This is a genomic window from Cronobacter sp. HA18006 (assembly GCF_011605445.1).
GTDB classification, from domain to species: Bacteria; Pseudomonadota; Gammaproteobacteria; order Enterobacterales; family Enterobacteriaceae; genus Cronobacter; species Cronobacter sakazakii.
In genome coordinates this window covers 981,674-1,000,710 of record NZ_JAANQB010000011.1, presented here as the reverse complement: position 1 = coordinate 1,000,710, position 19,037 = coordinate 981,674, and the positions used below count along the sequence as shown (strand labels likewise).

Sequence of the window (19,037 nt, the reverse complement as noted above, 5' to 3'; positions counted from 1 at the left end):
CGAATGCCGCGCGAATTGTAATTACTCACGCCACAGAATGTGGCACAGCTTGTGATCTTTTTCGCGGCACAGCAGCACGCGGGCGAAGACGTCGGTGATTTCATCGCCGTCTTTCTCCGCAAGGCCAATGACGACCTCAGAGAAGAAATCCGGGTTCAGATCGTAATCGACATGCGAAAGCCACTCTTCAGACGGATCGAACAGCTCCGCGCCGCCACGCTCTTCAAACTGTAAATTAAACAGAATGATATCCGCCGGATCGAGATTGTCCGCCGCCAGCTCCAGAAAAATATCGTAAGCCTGTTCAAGCGTTTCGTCTTCCGTCAGGCGGTTATTCAGATCCATTTCCATCGTGACTACCCCAGTAAATGATGTTGGGCACGTTTTACAGCAACGGACTGAAGAAGTAAAACAGTCGCTCTACCACACGTTGCCAGAAGGGCCGTTTTACCCACAGGCGCGCATCCAGCAGGCGCGAGCGAGAAATATAATCATCCTGCACTTCGGCGAGATCGGCACCGAATCCGGCGTCATCGATGACCAGCGTAATTTCAAAATTAAGCCACAGGCTGCGCATATCCAGATTAACGGTACCGACCAGGCTCAGTTCGCCATCGACCAGTACGCTTTTGGTGTGCAGCAGCCCGCCTTCAAACTGATAAATTTTCACGCCCGCCGCCAGCAGCTCGCTAAAGAAAGCGCGGCTCGCCCAGCCCACCAGCAGGGAGTCATTTTTACGCGGCAGAATAATGCTCACATCCACGCCGCGCTGCGCCGCCGTACAGATGGCGTGCAGCAGGTCGTCGCTCGGCACAAAGTAGGGCGTGGTCATTATGAGATATTCACGCGCCGCATACACCGAAGTCAGCAGCGCCTGATGGATGAGATCTTCCGGGAAGCCAGGCCCGGACGCGATAGTATGGATCGTATGTCCGCTCGCCTGCTCAAAAGGCATGATGTTGGCGTCTGGCGGCGGAGGAAGCAGGCGTTTGCCGGTTTCAATCTCCCAGTCGCAGGAGTAGACGATGCCCATTGCGGTGGCGACCGGGCCTTCCATGCGCGCCATTAAATCCACCCACTGACCGACGCCCGCGTCCTGTTTGAAATAACGCGGGTCAACCATATTCATACTGCCGGTGTAGGCAATATAGTTGTCGATCATGATCATTTTGCGGTGCTGGCGCAGGTCCATACGGCGCAGGAACACACGCATCAGGTTGACCTTCAGCGCTTCGACGACTTCGATGCCTGCATTGCGCATCATGCCCGCCCAGGGGCTGCGAAAGAAGGCGACACTGCCTGCGGAGTCGAGCATCAGGCGGCAATGCACGCCGCGACGCGCTGCGGCCATCAGCGATTCGGCGACCTGATCGGCCATTCCGCCGGGCTGCCAGATATAAAAAACCATCTCGATATTATGGCGGGCGAGCTGAATATCGCGGATCAGCGCCTGCATCACGTCGTCAGAGGAGGTGAGCAACTGCAACTGGTTGCCTTTAACGCCCGCAATGCCCTGGCGGCGCTCGCAAAGCTGAAAGAGGGCGCTCGCCACGGCGCTGTTTTCTTCGGCGAAAATATGTTTACAGGCTTTAAGATCGTTCAGCCATTTCGCGGTCGATGGCCACATGGCGCGGGCGCGTTCGGCGCGTCGTTTGCCCAAGTGAAGCTCACCGACCGACAGATACGCGACTATCCCGACCAGCGGCAGAATATAAATGACAAGCAGCCAGGCCATGGCAGAAGGAACCGCGCGACGTTTCATCAGAATGCGCAGCGTCACGCCCGCGATGAGTAGCCAGTATCCCAAAATGATCAGCCAACTCACTACCGTGTAGAAGGTTGTCATAGATTAAAAATCCTTTAAAAAGCGTATCGTTAAGAGTTTACGCACAACCCTTTCGCACTCCAATAAGAACCTGTCAGAAAAGCGCTGGTTTGCAGGCGGGAAGGGGCTATAATGACGGTTCTGTTTCAGTCAAGAGTATCAGAAATGAGGCGTAGTAGAACCGAAGTTGGGCGCTGGCGCATGCAGCGGCAGTCTCAACGACGTAAAGCGCGCTGGCTGGAAGCACAATCCCGACGCAATATGCGAATTCACGCTATCAGAAAATGTCTTGTGAATCGTCAGCGCAATTCGTTGCTGTTCGCCATCCACGATCGCTAAACGTAGTGAAAGGGCACCGCCTGCGGTGCCCCGAAATATCGCCAAAACCGCCCCTTCGTAAACCTTCTATCGCTGTCGTCTGAATTACGCCAAATTCCTCTTTTTATCGTCTCTTTAATCGTGCGTGCATTAAGGTAAATTTTAGATCTTGTCTTCTCGCGTCGCGCTAATGGGTTGGAATAAAATTAGGAATATTCTGGTATAAAAAACCACCATCTAAAATTCGTTGCTTTTGAATATTTTCGATTTGGGATTATGCTGATCGAATCAAAGTAATCCATTAAAAAACAATGCTTTAAAATACTTTTCGAAACTTAACGTAAATTCACAAATTGTCATATATCGTGTATTTCCGCCGGTGATAATTGCTCTTATGTAAAATGAAGCCTTTTTAATGTTATTTCCGGCGATTGTTTCTGGTCAGTCCAGGTTAGATTATCTTCATCGACAGCTTGTATTCCTACAGGTGCAACTTTCATTCGTGACTGCTGGAGCATTTATGACTAAGCAAGAGGAATTTCTGACAGAAATCCATAAATTTTTGTTACACAAAGGCACCTGTGGAGCGAGGCCAAAAACTGTTGATGACAGAACATTAACCAGCGGAATTTTTGGTTTTGCAAAAGAGGCGGTTACCGTCAGTCAGCGTCTGCCAGAAAGTGTTTCGGCCTGCGAAGCGGCGCGTCAGTTTGTGACGTCTCATCGATGCCATAACGCACGTCACCATGCCTCGGCAACGGTGCTACAGCTGGTTCCGGGCGGGAAATAACGTCCGCCTGCTAAAATGACCGCGCAAAAAAAGGGCACACCAACGGTTAATGCCCTTTGCACTACGCAGCCTGTCGGCCGCGGTCAGAATACTTTTTTGTAAGGCTTTACCGCGACTGTCTTGTAAACGCCTGCGGCAATATACGGGTCGGCCTCAGCCCAGGCCTGCGCTTCTTCAAGCGAGGCAAACTCTGCGATCACCGTTGAGCCGGTAAAACCCGCTACACCCGGATCGTTGCTGTCCACCGCAGGCATTGGCCCTGCCGTCAGCAGACGCCCTTCATCACGTAACAGTTGTAAACGCGCCAGGTGCGCCGGGCGCACCGACTGACGCTTGTCCAGAGAATCAGCCACATCTTCCGCGTAAATGACATACAGCATGTCGCACTCCTTTTTATGAAACGGCAAGGTGAATAACGGTAGGTGAAAGCCGTCAGGTGTGCAACGCAAAGTTAAATGACCTGTTAAATCCTTAACATCAACGCGGGAATTTTCAGCACTCCGCCTGAGAAACGACGCAGAAGCGGGCTGAGTTGTTGAATATGATTGCTATTTGCATTTAAAATTGAGCTCTCATTCATTCAGTGAAACGACTATGACTTCAATGACCCTTGATATGCCTCGCCGTTTTCCGTGGCCGACGCTGCTTTCCGTCGCGATCCACGGTGCCATTGTGGCGGCGGCTGTGCTATATACCTCGGCAAATCAGGTGGTTGAGATGCCCGCACCGTCGCAGCCGATCTCTGTGACGATGGTCGCGCCTGAATCGCTGGAGCCGCCAAAGCCTGTAGTGGCGCCGCCGCCCGAGCCTGTCGCCGAGCCAGAACCGGAACCCGAAGTTGTACCGGAGCCGCCGAAAGAAGCACCGGTCGTTATTGAAAAACCGAAGCCGAAACCGAAACCTAAGCCGAAACCCAAACCGGTGAAAAAGGTGGAAGAGGCACCGAAGCGGGAAGTCAAACCCGCTGAGCCGCGCCCGGCGTCGCCGTTTGAGAATAATTCCCCGGCGCGTACCACGGCCCCTGCGTCGCGGCCCGCGCCGTCAGCGCCCGCGAATGTCGCGCCCGCGGGCCCGCGCGCGCTAAGCCGTAATCAGCCGCAATATCCGGCGCGCGCTTATGCGCTGCGGATGGAAGGGCAGGTGCGCGTGAAATTTGACGTCGCACCCGATGGCAGCGTGGAGAATGTGCAAATCCTGTCGGCGAAACCCGCCAACATGTTTGAGCGAGAAGTAAAACAGGCGATGCGCAAATGGCGTTACGAAGCGGGTAAGCCTGGCACAGGGTTGATTGTGAATATCGTGTTCCGTATCAATGGCGGCGCAACCATGCAGTAATGCTGCATGTGAAAAAAAGCCAGAGCTCAGCCTCTGGCTTTTTTTTGCCATTACGCCACGGGCGGCAACGGACGTGGTTTGCCGTCGTCATCGACCGCGACATAAATAAACAGCGCTTCGGTCGCGCGATAGCGCTGGCCAATCGGCTCGGAAGAGACCTTTTTGACCCACACTTCGATATTGATCGTCACCGACGTGTTGCCGCGCTTGACGCAGCGGGCGTAACAGCACACCACATCGCCTACCGCGACCGGGCGCAGAAACGTCATGCCGTCGACACGCACGGTTACCACGCGCCCGTGGGCAATTTCTTTGGCAAGGATCGCGCCGCCAATGTCCATCTGGGACATCAGCCAGCCGCCAAAAATATCGCCGTTGGCGTTGGTATCGGCGGGCATCGCCAGGGTACGTAAAACCAGTTCACCTTGTGGAGTGGCTTGCTCTGTCGTCATGGGGCTTCTCAGCTAGTGTTATTCGTTCATCGTGCGCAGCCTGAAGGGCGTGGCGCGACCGTATAATAACATCGGTTCTGGGCGCTAAAGGCAGGAAAAAACGGGAAAAGCGGGGTTATCTTGCTGTGGTAAAAGGGGAGGCGCGCCTCCCCCGTGAGGCATCAGAACGACATCGTCACACCCGCGTAGTACGCACGGCCCGGTTCGTTATACGTGGAAGCGCCTTCGTTTTCTCGATACAGCGTTTTGTCGAACAGATTGCTGACGCCGCCGTTCAGGCGCAAATCTTTAGTCAGCGCATAGTTTACGCCCACGCCGACGATGGAATACGCGCCGACTTCTTTACGCGAAAGGTTCCCACCGTCTTCAAGACGAATTTCCGCCGCCTGACGCGGTTTCTGCCGGCCATAGAAAGTCCAGTTCAGGTTGGTGGAAAGTTTGTCATTCACCTGCCAGTCGAGCATCGTATTAACGGTATATTTCGGGATAACCGACAGCGGGTTGCCGTTCTTTTTCATTTCCGACTTAATCATATACGTCGCATTGGTGCGCCAGCTCAGCACGTCTTTCATGACCGGAATCGTCAGGTTGCCTTCCAGCCCTTCGACCACGGCTTTGCCGCCGTTCTCCCAGCGCAAAATATTGTTGCCGTTGGAGGCGAAGCCCACCACGCGATCGCCGGAGACGATTTTGTTGCGGTAATCGTTGCGAAACCAGGTCAGGCCAGCGTCAAAACCCTCTTTGGTGTATTCCAGCCCAATCTCTTTATTGATGCTGATTTCTGGTTTCAGATTTTCATTGCCGAGCAGATAGCAACTGCCGCTCACGCCAATCGGGCAGCCGTTGCCGCGCGTGGAGAGAAGATAACCTTTGCTCGACTGATACAGATTTGGCGCTTTAAAGGCGCGCGCGATGCCCGCCTTCAGCTTAACGTTATCGCCAAGTTCCTGTGACACGTTCAGGCTCGGGCTCCAGTTACCGCCAAACTGGCTGTGATGATCGTAACGCAGCCCCGGAATTACCGCCGTGCCGGGCAGCACGTCGATATTATCTTCGAACCAGACCGCGCCCGTCGTGGCGCTGTTTTTGCTGCTGCGCGAAGCGGCATCGCCCGAGATGTCGCCAATGGTCGTGCCGCTGGCATTGGTGGCCTGCATGGAAGCCGGATCGTTAAGCTCCTCGCGATCCCACTCGGCCCCGAGCGTGACGGTCTGATCCACCATTAACTGCAGCGGCACGTTGATTTCGCTGCTGGCGCGATAGTTTTCGAGACGGCTGGTGGTGTATTTATCGTCCGTTATCATGCCTTCAACGCGGCCCGTGGTGCCTTCCTGAAGACGGGTATTATTGGTTTTTTCGTAATAAAAACCGGTTTTCGACTGGCCCCAGTCCCAGAGGCCGTTATGGGTAATGCCGTAACTCTGGCGATACATCCGGTTCGTCTCATGACCATAAAGCGACGGAACAAGGCCGTTCGGGCTGGCGTTGCTGTTGCTGTTTTGCGTATCGCCCGCGTAGATATTGCCCTGGCGGCTGTAGCCATATTCGAAATCCAGCATCTGTTCCGGCGTGATTTTCCAGGAAATAACGCTGTTAATGTCTTTGTTGCGCACGCCTTCGCGCCCGGCGGCGTAAGAGCCGTTCTGCGCGGTATTGATATCGTAATCGTCGGCGTCTGTTTTATTGATATTGCCGTAGAGGCGCATCGTCAGGGCATCGCCCGCCAGCGGGCCGCTAAGGCTAACGTTTGCGCGACGCGTCGCGCCTTCTTTATCGTTTTCCGGTTGGTTAGTGAAAAGCGACAACGAGCCGTGCCAGTCATTGGTCGGGCGTTTGGTAATGATATTCACTACGCCGCCCGCGGCCCCGCTGCCGTAACGCGCCGCCGCCGGGCCGCGCAGCACTTCAATGCGCTCGACCATTTCCGCCGGCACCCAGTTGGTATCGCCGCGCGTGTCGCGCTCGCCGCGCCAGCTATAGCGCACGGCATTACGCGAACTGACCGGGACGCCATCAACCAGAATTAAAGTGTTTTCCGGGCCCATGCCGCGAATGTCGATCTGGCGGTTGTTGCCGCGGCTGCCGCTCGCGCTGTTACCGGTCAGGTTGACGCCGGGCATTTTGCGAATAATGTCTGAAAGGTCGTTCACGGGCGGGTCTTTCTCAATATCCTCTGCGGTAATAATGGAGACGCCGGGCTGCTGTTTCAGCGCCTGCTCAGCGGTTGCCTGAACCACCATTACATCGCCGTCGTTCATCTCCGCCGCCTGTGAAAAACCTGTGCCGCCACCAAGCAGTGAAGCTACCGCCAGCGCCAGCGGTGTGCGAATGCCACGCTTTTTTTCAAACATTATCAATTATTCCATTATGTGTAGAAATGTAATCATTCGCCCGCATGATAATGATAATAATTATCATTACAACATGAAATCGGGATTCTCCATGATTTCTCCACAATTGGTTTATCGTTGTGCAGGTGATTTTAATGACTTAAAAAATATGAGGAATTAAGGAACGCTGGCGTAAAAAAACGCCCCGGGCATAAGCCACAGGGCGTTTTTTCAGTGGAGCGGAAGGGTGTTATTTCTCTTCCTGCGGCATATGACGGTAGATATAAACACCGCTCAGCAGAGTGAAAACCAGCGTCAGGCCAGGAATGCCAAACACTTTAAAATTCATCCACACTGCTTCCGGGAGCCAGAACGCGACGTAAATATTCAGCAGACCGCAGAAGATGAAAAAGAGCGCCCAGGCGATGTTAAGACGCGACCACGCATGCGCGGGCAGGGTAATTTCTTTGCCGAGCATGCTCTGGATCAGCGGCTTTTTCATCACCCACTGGCCAATCAGCAGCGCGCCTGCGAACAGGGCGTAAATGATGGTTACTTTCCACTTAATAAATTCCGCGTTGTGGAAATAGATAGTCAGCCCGCCGAACACCGCGACCAGCACAAACGTCACCAGGGTCATTTTTTCGACCTTGCGGTATTTGTACCAGCTATAGATCACTGCCAGCGCGGTGGCGACGATCAGCGCCGCCGTCGCCCAGAATATGTCATGCAATTTATAGACGACAAAAAAGACGATCAGCGGCAAAAAATCGAGTAACTGCTTCATACATCGGTTCCGTAAAAGGCCCGCGAGCGACCACCGCCGCGGGCAGAAGGGTTATTCCCGGATAAGCATATACAACCGGAAAAGATAAATGAGGAGCAGCGCGGTCAGCAGATTGCTCAGCGTTCCGGCAACCACCGCGCCGATTTGCGGCGTCAGCGCGGCAAACGCGGGCGCGAACAGCAGCAGGGCGGCGCGGGCCAGCAGCCACAGCAGCACCGCTGGCGCGACGAGACGCATATTGCGCCACGCCAGACGCATGCTGTTTCGCATCGCCCCGAAAATCCCGGCTTTATCCTGCGCCATCATTACCGGTGCCAGCGACAATACAATCGCGAGGATCACGCCCGGCACGACCACCAGCAGGATCCCCATCTGCACCAGAAAAGTGGTCAGGAAGATCAGGATAAACAGGCGTGGCAGCAGCGGCGCGGAGGCCCCGATGGCGCGCAGCGCGCTGACGTTTTGCCCGGCGGAAACCGCCTGAATGAGCACCAGCACGCCGCCCACCAGCAGTGTATTGCCGAACATGCCAGAAAATGTCGACGCCGCCGAGGCTTTCAGCAGAACCTGCTGCTGCTCCGGCGTCATATTTTGCACCAGTTCGAACAGGCTGGCGCTGTTGGTCATGGCGTCGCCCTCGCTCAGAATCGCCAGCTGATCCGCGTTCGGCGTAAAGGCGTGACCGAGGATCATAGAAATAAAGGCGCAAAGCAGCGCAATCAGCAGGATGGTGACGAGCTGATTGCGGAAAAAATTACCCGTGTCACGGTAAACGGATTTTGCCGTGATTGACATGCACACTCCTTGGGTTGGCAGATATTATTCCGCCGACGATTGTACCCTGGATGATGGCGCAGTGGCAGGGCTGTAAAGGGCGGCAGCAGGTAAGGAATTGTCAGGAAGCGGCGGCAGACCGTAACGGGCGCGGGCGCGATTGCACGCCTCGTTCTCCACGCCGCCTTCGCCGGACATCGCAAACTCGCGACACGGCGACGGTCGGTTTTCATAGATAGTACAGCGCACCGCCTCGCCAGGCGTGCCCTGCAACGCCACGCAGCGGCTCTGTTTTTGGTTAGTGCCGCTCATGCAGCGCAGAAAAGGGGTGAGCGGCTCGGTAAGCGCCGCCGGGACAAGACCGCCCGCGTCATCCGCTTCGGCCCAGTAGAAAGAGACACGAAAATAAGCACAACAGGCTCCGCACGTCATGCACGGGTTCAGATCGCTCATCATTCACCTGCAACTAAACAACGCATCGTTTCAAAATTGTGAAGAAGCTAAATTATTCCCGGCCGGGACGACTTTCAAGAGGGGGCGAGAGATATATTTTCGCTCGGTGAAAAGGGAAAAATTGACCTGAAATCAAATTCATCGAAGCCGTAAGGGTTGCAAAAATTAACTCAGATCAATGAATGTTAAATTAGCGGCCCGAATGTGATCTCTGTTGGATCACTTATTAACTCGTAGTGAGTATATTCACCCGGCAAATAAAACCACAAAAGGGAAACGGGAATGAAAAAACTTATCGTGGCGCTGGCATTAGCGAGTTGTTTTTCGGGTATGGCCTCTGCACATGAAGCGGGCGAATTCTTTATGCGCGCCGGTACGGCGACGGTGCGTCCGACAGAAGGCTCAGACGATGTGCTGCACATGGGCGGCTTTAAGGTTAACAACAACACGCAGCTCGGCCTGACCTTTACTTATATGGCAACCGACAACATCGGCGTTGAACTGCTGGCCGCGACGCCGTTCCGCCATAAAGTCGGTCTTGGGCCGACGGGCGATCTCGCAACCGTGCATCAACTGCCGCCGACCTTAATGGCTCAGTGGTATTTCGGCGATTCTCAAAGCAAACTGCGCCCGTATATCGGCGCGGGCATTAACTACACCACCTTCTTTGACGAAGACTTCAACGATACCGGTAAAAAGAGTGGCCTGAGCGATCTGAGCGTTGACGATTCCTGGGGCGCGGCGGGTCAGGTGGGCCTGGATTATATGGTGAATAAAGACTGGCTGATTAATATGTCCGTCTGGTACATGGATATCGACACCACCGTGAAATTCAAGGCGGGTGGTCAACAGCAGAATATCGATACCCGCATCGATCCGTGGGTCTTTATGTTCTCGGCGGGCTACCGCTTCTGAGTTTGCGTACTCGCGTTTCTCAGCAATAAAAAAACCAACCTCAACGGGTTGGTTTTTTTATTGCCGCCGGGTCAGGCGTAAAGCCGGCGTCCTGTAAGGTGCTGCAATGTACATCCTGAGACTCCACATCTCAGTTAAATGCGCTGGCGGCCGCCTGGCGCATAATGCGGTTGGCTTCATCCCATTTGCGGGCGTTTCGTTTGGTCAGTGCTTCACGTGCTGCACGGCGAGCTTTATTCATCATATGCTGGTTAATCATCTTCACCTCCACCCTTTCCCGTAATCCAGCCAGACCGTTCTGGCTGCGATTGCGCGTTACGTTTTCACGCGGTTTATGGTCTGAAGTCAGTTGCCACACCTTTCACCGGCTCTCCTGCCGGGGCGGCATCACTGCCGCGAGATGTGGCTCCAACGCTTGATGTCATCGAAACCTGCGGAATCCTTTGTGGCGGGCCTGCAAGTGCGGCCGGGCTTCGTTGTCATGAGAATAAGTTTTGGTCAGAAATGCGACGTGTGCCTTAAGATTTTGCTCAAAACACGATCGTATCGCTGGACTCGCAGGGGAAATTATGAATGTAAAGCCGGATGTCCCTGATATTCAGGGGAAATAAAAAGCGCGACGGCTCGCGCTTTTTTTAAAAAGGAAATGCTCAGGCAGGCAAACTGGCCGCTTTTAACTGGCGCACGAACGTTTTCAGCGACTCCAGCATCGCCGCGCGATCGTTAAGGTTGTTCTCGATGATCTTGACGATCGCCGAGCCGGAAATCGCGCCTGCGGCACCGGCCTCAATAGCGGCTTTCACCTGCGCAGGCTCCGAAATCCCGAAGCCCTGCAACGGCGGCGCGGCGTGGTATTCGGTGAGCTTATTAATCAGGTGGTTTAGCGGCAGCGCGGCGCGGTTTTCCGCGCCCGTCACCCCGGCACGTGACAGCAAATAGGTGTAACCGCGGCCATAAGAGGCAATCTGGCGCAGCAGATCGTCATCGGCATTTGGCGGGCAGATGAAAATTGGCGCAACATTGTGGCGCATCGCCGCCTGGCGGAAAGGCGCGGATTCTTCCACCGGCACATCGGCCACCAGTACGGAATCGACGCCCACCGCGGCGCAGCGGGCGTAGAACTCGTCCACGCCGCGGCTGAACACCAGGTTGGCATACATTAACAGTCCGATGGGTAAGTCCGGGTATTTCTGACGCACCGCGGCCAGCATTTCAAAGCACTGATCCGGCGTGGTGCCAGAAGCAAACGCACGCAGCGTCGCGCTCTGGATCGTCGGGCCATCCGCCAGCGGATCGGAGAACGGAATGCCGAGCTCCAGCGCGTCAGCGCCGCCTTCCACCAGCGCGTCGATAATCTGTAACGACTGCTCGGGCGACGGGTCGCCGAGCGTCACAAAGGGAACAAACGCGCCTTCCTTACGGGCTGCCAGGCGGTCAAACAGCTGCTGATAACGCTCCATTACATTTCCCCTCGTGCTTTGAAAATATCGTGAACGGTGAAGATATCTTTATCGCCGCGCCCGGACAGGTTGACGACCAGCAACTGCTCTTTCTCCGGGGCGGCGCGCATCATTTTCAGCGCATGGGCGAGGGCGTGCGACGACTCCAGCGCCGGGATGATCCCTTCCTGACGGCAGAGCGTTTTAAAGGCTTCCAGCGCTTCGTCATCGGTAATTGAGACATACTCCGCGCGCCCGGTGCTGTTCAGGTACGCATGCTGCGGCCCAACGGACGGGAAATCGAGACCGGCGGAAATCGAGTAAGACTCTTCAATCTGGCCGTCGTCGGTCTGCATCATCGGCGCTTTCATGCCGAAATAGATGCCGACGCGTCCGTGCTTGAGCGGCGCGCCGTGTTCGCCGGTTTCGATACCGTGGCCGGCAGGCTCGACGCCAATCAGGCCGACACTCGTTTCGTTAATGAAATCTGCAAACATGCCGATGGCGTTGGAGCCGCCGCCAACACAGGCGATCACGGCATCCGGCAGACGGCCTTCTTTTTCCATGATCTGCGCGCGTGTCTCTTCGCCAATCATGCGCTGGAATTCACGCACGATAGTCGGGAACGGGTGCGGGCCTGCGGCGGTGCCGAGCATATAGTGCGCGCGGTCATAGCTGCCGGACCAGTCGCGCAGCGCCTCGTTACAGGCGTCTTTCAGCGTCGCGGAGCCGCTGTTGACCGGAATGACTTCCGCGCCCATCAGCTTCATGCGAAAGACGTTTGGCGACTGACGCTCGACATCTTTGGCACCCATATAGATGCGACACTTGAGGCCGAGCAGGGCACTCGCCAGCGCGGAAGCCACGCCATGCTGCCCCGCGCCGGTTTCGGCGATAATTTCCGTTTTGCCCATGCGTTTGGCGAGCAGTGCCTGTCCTAACACCTGGTTAGTTTTATGCGCACCGCCGTGCAGCAGATCTTCACGCTTGAGATACAGCGTGGTGCGGGTGCCTTCGGTGAGGTTCTGACATTTGGTCAGCGCCGTCGGACGCCCGGCGTAGTTTTTAAGCAGGTCGGTAAACTGCGCCTGAAATTCCGCGTCGCTCTGGGCGCTGACGAACGCCTCTTCCAGCTGACGCAGGGCGGGCATCAGGATCTGCGGCACGTACATGCCGCCAAATTCGCCAAAATAGGGGTTTAACAGTGTGCTCATTGTTGCCTTCCTTTAGTAAGCCCGCAGGGTTCTGAATACCGCTGCCAGCTTGTCGCTGTCTTTAATACCCGGCGCGCTCTCCACCCCGGAGTTAAAATCGAGTCCCGCGCAGCCGAGCTGTGCGGCCTGCACGCAGTTATCCGCGCCGAGGCCGCCCGCCAGCATCACGTTATCCAGCGTCTGCCCTTCAAGCAGTGACCAGTCGAAACGCTGTCCGGTACCGCCCTGGCCATTATCCAGCACGTAACGGTCAACATACTGGAGGTTACGCGGCGGCAGGGCGTGGCTGACGCTCTGCGCTTTCCAGATAGCGGTCGTTTCCGGCAGGCTGGCGCGCAGGGCGCTGATGTAAGTCTGGTCTTCGTCGCCGTGCAGCTGTACAGCGGCAAGCGAAAATGCGTTGGCTTTCGCAACCACGTCCTCCACCGGCGCGTTACGGAAAACACCGACATAGCGCAGCGGCGCGGCGTCGATCACCGCACGGGCCTGTTCATCGGTGACGGCACGCGGCGATGAGCCGACAAAAATGAGGCCGCCGTAGAGCGCGCCCGCCTGCCAGGCGCTTTGGGCGTCTTGCGGGCGAGTCAGGCCGCAGACTTTGTTTTCGCCAAGCAATACCTGGCGCACCGCCGATTCCAGATCCTCATGTTCCATCAGCGCGGAGCCAATCAGGAAACCGTTCGCGAAACGGCTCAGTTCACGCACCTGACCGTAAGTATGAATGCCGGATTCGCTAATCACCGTTACGCCGTGGCCTAAACGCGGGGCCAGTTCGCGGGTGCGGTTCAAATCGATAGAGAGATCGCGCAGGTCGCGGTTATTAATGCCGACCACTTTGGCTTCGAGGCGCAGCGCGCGCTCAAGCTCTTCTTCATTGCTGACTTCGGTCAGCACGCCCATACCGAGGCTGTGCGCCACTGCCGCGAGCTGGCGGTACTGTTCATCGTCCAGCACCGAGAGCATTAACAGGCAGGCATCGGCCTGATAAAAGCGCGCCAGGTAAATCTGATACGGGTCGATAATAAAGTCTTTGCACAGCACCGGCTGGTGGGCAACCGCGCTGACGATGGGCAGGAAATCAAAGCTGCCCTGGAAATATTTCTCATCGGTCAGCACCGAGATTGCCGAGGCGTGATGTTTGTACACGCCTGCGATACGCGCCGGGTCAAAATCGCTGCGGATCACGCCTTTGGACGGCGACGCCTTTTTGCACTCCAGGATAAAAACGGTGCGGGCGCCCTGCAGCGCGTCATAAAAGCGGCGCGTGCTCGGCACGACATCATTCTGAAAGCTCGCCAGCGGCTGCTGTGCCTTGCGGGCTTCCACCCACAGCGCTTTATCCGCGACGATTTTCGCTAAAACGGTTTCCATCTCTTATCCTCTTGCTGCCAGTGCGGTAACACGGTCATAAGCGGCGCCGCTGCGCAACACCGCCAGCACTTTACGTGCGTTGGCCTGTAAATCCTCTTCGCCGTGCAGACGCATCAGCATGGCGACATTGGCGGCCACGGCGGCTTCGTGAGCACGCTCACCTTTACCTTGTAACAGGCGGCTCAGAATGTCACGGTTTTCTTCCGGCGTGCCGCCTGCCAGATCTGACTGTTCATAAGGCTCAAGGCCGAAATCCCCAGCCGTAAGCTGATAGCTGTGAATCTCGCCGTCGCGCAGTTCGGCGACCTGCGTCGGCGCGTGCAGCGACACCTCATCCATACCGCCGCTGTGCACCACGGCCGCACGCTGATACCCCAACACCCGCAGGGTTTCGGCGATCGGCAGCACCAGTTCCGGGCTGTAGACGCCAATTAACGCCAGCGGCGGATGCGCCGGATTAATCAGCGGCCCCAGCACGTTAAACAGCGTGCGGGTTTTCAGCTGCTGGCGCACCGGCATCGCGTGACGAAACCCGGTGTGGTATTTCGGCGCGAACAGAAAGCAAACGCCCAGTTCATCCAGCGCCTTGCGCGATGCGTCGGCGTTCATCTCAAGGTTAATCCCGAACGCGGCCAGCAGATCCGACGACCCCGATCGGCTGGAGACGCTGCGGTTGCCGTGTTTAGCGACTTTCAGCCCCACCGCGGCGGCCACAAAGGCGCTGGCGGTAGAGATATTAATGCTGTTACTGCCGTCGCCGCCGGTGCCGACGATATCCGCGAAAGCGTAATCCGGGCGCGGGAACGGCGCGGCGTTTTCCAGCAGGGCGCTGGCGGCCCCGGCAATCTCAACCGGGTGTTCGCCACGCACTTTCATGCTCACCAGCGCAGCGGCCAGTTGTTCGGGTTTCAGCTCGCCGCGCACCACCGCGCTGAAAAGCTGATGGCTCTCTTCGCGGCTCAGCACCTCGGCCTGGTAGAGTTTTTCCAGAATCGGCTGGACGCTGTTTTGCTGCTCAGCGCGGGTCAGCGCCCAGGCGAGCGTCTGTTCCAGCAGGCGGGCACCCTGCGTCGTCAGGATAGACTCCGGGTGAAACTGGAAGCCGCAGACGCGATCGGCGTCGTGACGCACGGCCATCACCATACCGTTGAAGTGCGCGTTAACCGTCAGCCCGGCCGGGATGTCGCTGCCCACCAGCGAGTGGTAGCGCGCCACCGGCAGCGGGTTCATCAGGCCGCTGAACATCGCCTGGCCGTCATGTTCAATGCTGGACGCTTTGCCATGCAAAATTTCGCCCGCCTGGCCGACATAGCCGCCGTAGGCTTCGACGATTGCCTGATGGCCAAGACAGATGCCGATAATCGGCAGCTTGCCGCGCAGGCGGGTTAACAGCTCCGGCATACAGCCCGCGTCTGATGGCGCGCCGGGGCCTGGCGAAAGCATCAGCACCGGGTTGTTCATGGTGGCGAGGCGCTCAATCAGCGTCTGGGCCGGAATATGGTTACGGTAGATAACTACGTTATGTCCGTTCGCGCGCAGCTGATCCGCCAGGTTGTAAGTAAAGGAATCGATATTATCGAGCAGCAGAATGTCGGCCATCAGAAAGTCTCCTGTGCGTGATGGGCAGCGGCGATGGCGCGCAGTACCGCGCGGGCTTTATTACGGGTTTCGTCAGCTTCGGATTGCGGGACGGAATCAAGCACGACGCCCGCGCCCGCCTGTACCGTGGCGATGCCGTTCTCCACCCAGGCCGAGCGGATAACAATACAGGTGTCGAGATCGCCATGACCGGTGAAATAGCCGACCGCGCCGCCGTAGCTGCCGCGACGCTCGCCTTCCGCCCCGGCGATAAGCTGCATCGCGCGCACTTTCGGCGCGCCGCTCAGCGTGCCCATGTTCATGCAGGCGCGATAGGCGTGCAGCACGTCGAGATCGCGGCGCAGTTCGCCGACCACACGTGAGACCAGATGCATAACGAACGAGTAGCGGTCCACTTTGGTTAAATCCGCCACATAGCGACTGCCCGGCGTACAGATGCGCGCCAGATCGTTACGCGCCAGATCCACCAGCATCAGATGCTCGGAGAGTTCTTTATGGTCGGTGCGCATTTCAAGCTCAATGCGGCTATCGAGATCGCGATCCAGCGAGCCGTCAGCACGGCGGCCGCGCGGGCGGGTGCCGGCTATCGGGTAGATTTCAATCTGGCGGGACGGCGCGTCATATTTCAGCGAGCTTTCCGGCGATGCGCCGAAGAGCGCGAAATCGCTGTCCTGCATGAAAAACATATACGGGCTCGGGTTGCTCTTTTTCAGCGTATCGTAGGCCGCGAGCGGCGACGGGCAGGGCAGGCTGAAGCGGCGTGATGGCACCACCTGGAAAATCTCACCGGTGCGAATCGCTTTTTGCATTTCACGCACCACCGCGCCGTACTCTTCATCGCTCTGGCTGCATTCGCACTGCATCTGCGGCACGGTTTCAACTGTCAGCGGCGCGGGCGGCTCCTGGAGTTGCAGCTGGATCTGCGCGAGACGCTGGTTCAGGCGGGCTTTTTCACCATCATCCGGCGTAAACAGGCTCGCCTGAATGCGGGTGGTGCGCGTCTGGTGATCGATAATCAGCAGCGTTTCGGCGAGATAAAAGCAGTAATCCGGGCAGCTGTTGGTTTGCGCAAGCGGCGGCAGTTCTTCAAATCCGGCGACCAGGTCATAGGCAAACAGCCCGCCGAAGAACATCGCTTCGCGCTCATCCTGAGGCAACGTCACCAGCTCCTGCAACAGACGAAAAGCGTCGAATACCGACAGCGAACGCAGACGCTCATCTTCATCCAGCAGCGTACTTACCGGCGGAAAGCGCAGCGTGCGCCCCTGCGGCCGGGCTTCAACGGTAACGGTTTCCGGCAGGGCGTTATCCAGTAGTGAGAGCAGCGACGCGCCGTTAGCGCTCAGCGCTTCAATCGTGACAGTGTCACCATTGGCGGTTATGCGCAGCGCGCTGTCGACAAGAAGCAGGCTTTTCAGATCGTCTTTACTGTCGATATCCGCGGATTCCAGCAGTAACGTCGCCGGGCGGTCACCGCAGAGCTGATGAAATACCGCGGTCGGGTTTTCGCGATAAAGGCCGTCGCAGGTAAGCAGTTCGAGTGCCGGTTTGTCTGTTTGCATGGTCTGTATCTCTGTTTTGTGTTCAAAAAAAAGCCCGCGGTGAGCGGGCCTGGTATCTGAATGCTTGCGCATACGTGAAGACACCGCCCGGGATCAGGAGGTACGCCACCAGCCATGCAGAGAAAAAATGTGAGTCATTTTCAGATACCTTCTTCGTGTGAACTTGCGTACTAGTAAACTGGTTCATGACGAGAATGTCAACTCTGATTTCTGATAATTTCCACAAACCGTTATGATGAGCAGGACGATATAAAAGACCTTAGCCACGGGAGCCGTTTTGAGCGAACCTGAATTAGCCATTATTTACGATCTACACAGCCATACGACGGCCTCCGACGGTCTGCTGACGCCAGAGCAACTGGTACACCGCGCCGTTGAGATGGGTATTCATACGCTCGCGATAACCGACCACGACACCACGGCAGGCCTGCCAGCCGCCCATGAAGAAATTGCCCGCGCAGGCCTTGCGCTGCGGCTGATTGACGGCGTCGAAATTTCCACGCTCTGGGAAAACCACGAAATTCATATCGTCGGACTGGGGATTGATATCACGCACCCTGAAATGGTCGCGTTTCTTGACGGACAGGCGCAGCGCCGCACGCGGCGCGCTGAAATGATCGCCGAGCGTCTGGAGAAGGCGCGCATTCCGGGGGCGCTGGAAGCGGCGAAGCGTCTCGCGGACGGCGGCGTCGTCACGCGCGGGCACTTCGCGCGTTTTCTTATCGAAGACGGACGCGCCACCAATATGGCAAACGTTTTTAAACACTACCTGGCGCGCGGGAAAACCGGCTATGTTCCTCCCCAGTGGTGTACAATAGAACAAGCTATTGATGTGATTCATCATTCTGGCGGCCAGGCGGTGATAGCCCATCCCGGGCGCTATCAGCTCAGCGCCAAATGGCTTAAGCGCCTGTTAAACCAGTTCGCTGCAGCGGGCGGTGACGCGATGGAAGTGGCCCAGTGCCAGCAGGCGCCCAATGAGCGTAACCAGCTGGCAAGCTACGCCGGACAGTTTGGACTGCTGGCGTCGCAGGGCTCCGATTTTCATCAGCCATGCCCGTGGATTGAACTGGGGCGCAGGCTGCGGTTGCCTGCTGGGCTGACACCCGTCTGGCATCGCTGGCCGCCGGAACTGAATAAAGAGAGGGCAGTATGAGTCAATTTTTCTATATCCATCCGGACAACCCGCAGCCGCGTCTTATCAAACAGGCGGTAGAGATCGTGCGTAAAGGCGGCGTTATCGTTTATCCGACCGACTCCGGCTACGCGCTCGGCTGTAAGCTTGAAGACAAAGGCGCGATGGAGCGCATCTGCCGCATCCGCGACCTGCCGGACGGCCATAACTTTACGCTGATGTGCCGCGATCTCTCGGAGCTGTCGACCTATTCCTATGTCGATAACGTCGCGTTCCGTCTTATCAAAAACAACACGCCAGGCAACTACACCTTTATTCTTAAAGGGACGAAAGAGGTGCCGCGCCGTCTGTTGCAGGAGAAGCGTAAAACCATCGGGCTGCGCGTGCCGTCTAACCCGATTGCGCTCGCGCTGCTTGAGGCGCTTGATGAGCCGATGCTCTCGACGTCGCTGATGCTGCCGGGCAGCGAGTTTACCGAATCCGATCCGGATGAAATCAAAGACCGTCTGGAAAAGCAGGTGGATTTGATTATTCACGGCGGTTATCTCGGCCAGCAGCCTACTACAGTGATCGATTTAACCGACGATGCGCCCGTCGTGCTGCGTGAGGGCGTGGGCGACGTTAAGCCTTTCCTGTAAGGGGGCTTACCGCTATACTACGCGGCCTGAAATCGGGCGGCTGAAACCGGGGTGTGGCCAGACGGCGGCACCCCCGCCCGGTTATCCTGTTCGACGCCTG

The 19,037-nt window shown here is 56.9% G+C and carries 19 protein-coding genes, 1 pseudogene and 1 other annotated feature; of the genes and pseudogenes, 6 read left to right on the top strand and 14 right to left on the bottom strand.

Annotated features, from left to right (window positions below; translation table 11 throughout):
* Positions 1–21 precede the first annotated feature (21 nt).
* Together G9X48_RS06480 and cls are read right to left on the bottom strand one after the other, a co-directional pair.
* Positions 22–351, bottom strand: coding sequence for an HI1450 family dsDNA-mimic protein (locus tag G9X48_RS06480; RefSeq protein ID WP_004385008.1), 330 nt, complete (start codon positions 349–351; stop codon positions 22–24).
* A gap of 34 nt (positions 352–385) precedes the next feature.
* Positions 386–1,846 (bottom strand): cardiolipin synthase, encoded by a 1,461-nt coding sequence (cls, locus tag G9X48_RS06475; RefSeq protein WP_007850578.1) that lies wholly within the window; start codon positions 1,844–1,846, stop codon positions 386–388.
* Positions 1,847–1,990: 144 nt separating this feature from the next.
* On the opposite strand from cls, the gene G9X48_RS06470 reads away from it, so the two are divergent.
* Both G9X48_RS06470 and G9X48_RS06465 read left to right on the top strand, forming a co-directional pair.
* Complete coding sequence (locus tag G9X48_RS06470) at positions 1,991–2,164, top strand: YciY family protein (protein ID WP_100207185.1); 174 nt, start codon at positions 1,991–1,993, stop codon at positions 2,162–2,164.
* 499 nt (positions 2,165–2,663) lie between these two features.
* On the top strand, positions 2,664–2,933 hold the full coding sequence (locus tag G9X48_RS06465) for a hypothetical protein (protein ID WP_097641279.1): 270 nt from the start codon (positions 2,664–2,666) through the stop codon (positions 2,931–2,933).
* 83 nt (positions 2,934–3,016) lie between these two features.
* Here the strand turns inward: G9X48_RS06465 and G9X48_RS06460 are convergent, their stop codons facing one another.
* On the bottom strand, positions 3,017–3,313 hold the full coding sequence (locus tag G9X48_RS06460) for a YciI family protein (RefSeq protein ID WP_007868299.1): 297 nt from the start codon (positions 3,311–3,313) through the stop codon (positions 3,017–3,019).
* Positions 3,314–3,536: 223 nt separating this feature from the next.
* On the opposite strand from G9X48_RS06460, the gene tonB reads away from it, so the two are divergent.
* Positions 3,537–4,268 carry a TonB system transport protein TonB gene (tonB, locus tag G9X48_RS06455; RefSeq protein ID WP_015386619.1) on the top strand — a complete coding sequence of 244 codons (732 nt, stop codon included), beginning with the start codon at positions 3,537–3,539 and terminating at the stop codon, positions 4,266–4,268.
* Positions 4,269–4,318: 50 nt separating this feature from the next.
* On the opposite strand, the gene yciA is transcribed toward tonB, so the two are convergent.
* The 5 genes and pseudogenes from yciA to G9X48_RS06430 form a co-directional block, all read right to left on the bottom strand.
* On the bottom strand, positions 4,319–4,720 hold the full coding sequence (gene yciA / locus G9X48_RS06450; RefSeq protein WP_007850564.1) for an acyl-CoA thioester hydrolase YciA: 402 nt from the start codon (positions 4,718–4,720) through the stop codon (positions 4,319–4,321).
* A gap of 161 nt (positions 4,721–4,881) precedes the next feature.
* Complete coding sequence (locus tag G9X48_RS06445; protein ID WP_097641280.1) at positions 4,882–7,071, bottom strand: TonB-dependent siderophore receptor; 2,190 nt, start codon at positions 7,069–7,071, stop codon at positions 4,882–4,884.
* 229 nt (positions 7,072–7,300) lie between these two features.
* Complete coding sequence (locus tag G9X48_RS06440; RefSeq protein WP_007775538.1) at positions 7,301–7,837, bottom strand: septation protein A; 537 nt, start codon at positions 7,835–7,837, stop codon at positions 7,301–7,303.
* A 51-nt stretch (positions 7,838–7,888) separates the two neighbouring features.
* Entirely contained in the window at positions 7,889–8,632 is a 744-nt protein-coding gene (locus G9X48_RS06435) for a YciC family protein (protein ID WP_007868279.1), read from the bottom strand.
* Between the two features lie 105 nt (positions 8,633–8,737).
* A pseudogene (locus tag G9X48_RS06430) lies at positions 8,738–9,064 on the bottom strand (YkgJ family cysteine cluster protein); the annotation flags it as partial.
* A 282-nt stretch (positions 9,065–9,346) separates the two neighbouring features.
* Here G9X48_RS06430 and ompW point away from each other — a divergent pair.
* Positions 9,347–9,979, top strand: coding sequence for an outer membrane protein OmpW (gene ompW / locus G9X48_RS06425; protein ID WP_032989400.1), 633 nt, complete (start codon positions 9,347–9,349; stop codon positions 9,977–9,979).
* A 130-nt stretch (positions 9,980–10,109) separates the two neighbouring features.
* On the opposite strand, the gene G9X48_RS06420 is transcribed toward ompW, so the two are convergent.
* The 6 genes from G9X48_RS06420 to G9X48_RS06395 all read right to left on the bottom strand — a co-directional run bounded on the left by G9X48_RS06420 (position 10,110) and on the right by G9X48_RS06395 (position 17,164).
* Positions 10,110–10,337, bottom strand: a complete 228-nt coding sequence (locus tag G9X48_RS06420; protein ID WP_007698390.1) for a hypothetical protein — start codon at positions 10,335–10,337, stop codon at positions 10,110–10,112.
* 292 nt (positions 10,338–10,629) lie between these two features.
* A complete protein-coding gene (gene trpA / locus G9X48_RS06415) occupies positions 10,630–11,439 on the bottom strand; it encodes a tryptophan synthase subunit alpha (RefSeq protein ID WP_004385016.1) in 810 nt (269 codons plus the stop codon).
* Positions 11,439–12,632, bottom strand: coding sequence for a tryptophan synthase subunit beta (gene trpB, locus G9X48_RS06410; RefSeq protein ID WP_097641281.1), 1,194 nt, complete (start codon positions 12,630–12,632; stop codon positions 11,439–11,441). Before trpB ends, trpA begins: the two co-directional genes overlap by 1 nt.
* Before the next feature lie 12 nt (positions 12,633–12,644).
* The gene (gene trpCF, locus G9X48_RS06405; protein WP_097570716.1) at positions 12,645–14,003 is read right to left on the bottom strand and encodes a bifunctional indole-3-glycerol-phosphate synthase TrpC/phosphoribosylanthranilate isomerase TrpF; all 1,359 of its coding nucleotides are present in this window, start codon (positions 14,001–14,003) and stop codon (positions 12,645–12,647) included.
* A gap of 3 nt (positions 14,004–14,006) precedes the next feature.
* Positions 14,007–15,602 (bottom strand): bifunctional anthranilate synthase glutamate amidotransferase component TrpG/anthranilate phosphoribosyltransferase TrpD, encoded by a 1,596-nt coding sequence (gene trpD, locus G9X48_RS06400; RefSeq protein ID WP_097641283.1) that lies wholly within the window; start codon positions 15,600–15,602, stop codon positions 14,007–14,009.
* The gene (locus G9X48_RS06395; RefSeq protein WP_166499917.1) at positions 15,602–17,164 is read right to left on the bottom strand and encodes an anthranilate synthase component 1; all 1,563 of its coding nucleotides are present in this window, start codon (positions 17,162–17,164) and stop codon (positions 15,602–15,604) included. Before G9X48_RS06395 ends, trpD begins: the two co-directional genes overlap by 1 nt.
* 24 nt (positions 17,165–17,188) lie before the next feature.
* Positions 17,189–17,281, bottom strand: a sequence feature (Trp leader region).
* Between the two features lie 160 nt (positions 17,282–17,441).
* On the opposite strand from G9X48_RS06395, the gene G9X48_RS06385 reads away from it, so the two are divergent.
* Entirely contained in the window at positions 17,442–18,320 is an 879-nt protein-coding gene (locus tag G9X48_RS06385; protein ID WP_097641285.1) for a PHP domain-containing protein, read from the top strand.
* Entirely contained in the window at positions 18,317–18,937 is a 621-nt protein-coding gene (locus tag G9X48_RS06380) for an L-threonylcarbamoyladenylate synthase (protein ID WP_007775522.1), read from the top strand. Before G9X48_RS06385 ends, G9X48_RS06380 begins: the two co-directional genes overlap by 4 nt.
* Positions 18,938–19,037 lie beyond the last annotated feature (100 nt).

Coding starts and splice junctions, on each gene's coding strand:
- G9X48_RS06480 (WP_004385008.1), bottom strand. CDS start 351: ATGGAAATGGATCTGAATAACCGCCTGACGGAAGACGAAACGCTTGAA.
- cls (WP_007850578.1), bottom strand. CDS start 1,846: ATGACAACCTTCTACACGGTAGTGAGTTGGCTGATCATTTTGGGATAC.
- G9X48_RS06470 (WP_100207185.1), top strand. CDS start 1,991: ATGAGGCGTAGTAGAACCGAAGTTGGGCGCTGGCGCATGCAGCGGCAG.
- G9X48_RS06465 (WP_097641279.1), top strand. CDS start 2,664: ATGACTAAGCAAGAGGAATTTCTGACAGAAATCCATAAATTTTTGTTA.
- G9X48_RS06460 (WP_007868299.1), bottom strand. CDS start 3,313: ATGCTGTATGTCATTTACGCGGAAGATGTGGCTGATTCTCTGGACAAG.
- tonB (WP_015386619.1), top strand. CDS start 3,537: ATGACCCTTGATATGCCTCGCCGTTTTCCGTGGCCGACGCTGCTTTCC.
- yciA (WP_007850564.1), bottom strand. CDS start 4,720: ATGACGACAGAGCAAGCCACTCCACAAGGTGAACTGGTTTTACGTACC.
- G9X48_RS06445 (WP_097641280.1), bottom strand. CDS start 7,071: ATGTTTGAAAAAAAGCGTGGCATTCGCACACCGCTGGCGCTGGCGGTA.
- G9X48_RS06440 (WP_007775538.1), bottom strand. CDS start 7,837: ATGAAGCAGTTACTCGATTTTTTGCCGCTGATCGTCTTTTTTGTCGTC.
- G9X48_RS06435 (WP_007868279.1), bottom strand. CDS start 8,632: ATGTCAATCACGGCAAAATCCGTTTACCGTGACACGGGTAATTTTTTC.
- ompW (WP_032989400.1), top strand. CDS start 9,347: ATGAAAAAACTTATCGTGGCGCTGGCATTAGCGAGTTGTTTTTCGGGT.
- trpA (WP_004385016.1), bottom strand. CDS start 11,439: ATGGAGCGTTATCAGCAGCTGTTTGACCGCCTGGCAGCCCGTAAGGAA.
- trpB (WP_097641281.1), bottom strand. CDS start 12,632: ATGAGCACACTGTTAAACCCCTATTTTGGCGAATTTGGCGGCATGTAC.
- trpCF (WP_097570716.1), bottom strand. CDS start 14,003: ATGGAAACCGTTTTAGCGAAAATCGTCGCGGATAAAGCGCTGTGGGTG.
- trpD (WP_097641283.1), bottom strand. CDS start 15,602: ATGGCCGACATTCTGCTGCTCGATAATATCGATTCCTTTACTTACAAC.
- G9X48_RS06395 (WP_166499917.1), bottom strand. CDS start 17,164: ATGCAAACAGACAAACCGGCACTCGAACTGCTTACCTGCGACGGCCTT.
- G9X48_RS06380 (WP_007775522.1), top strand. CDS start 18,317: ATGAGTCAATTTTTCTATATCCATCCGGACAACCCGCAGCCGCGTCTT.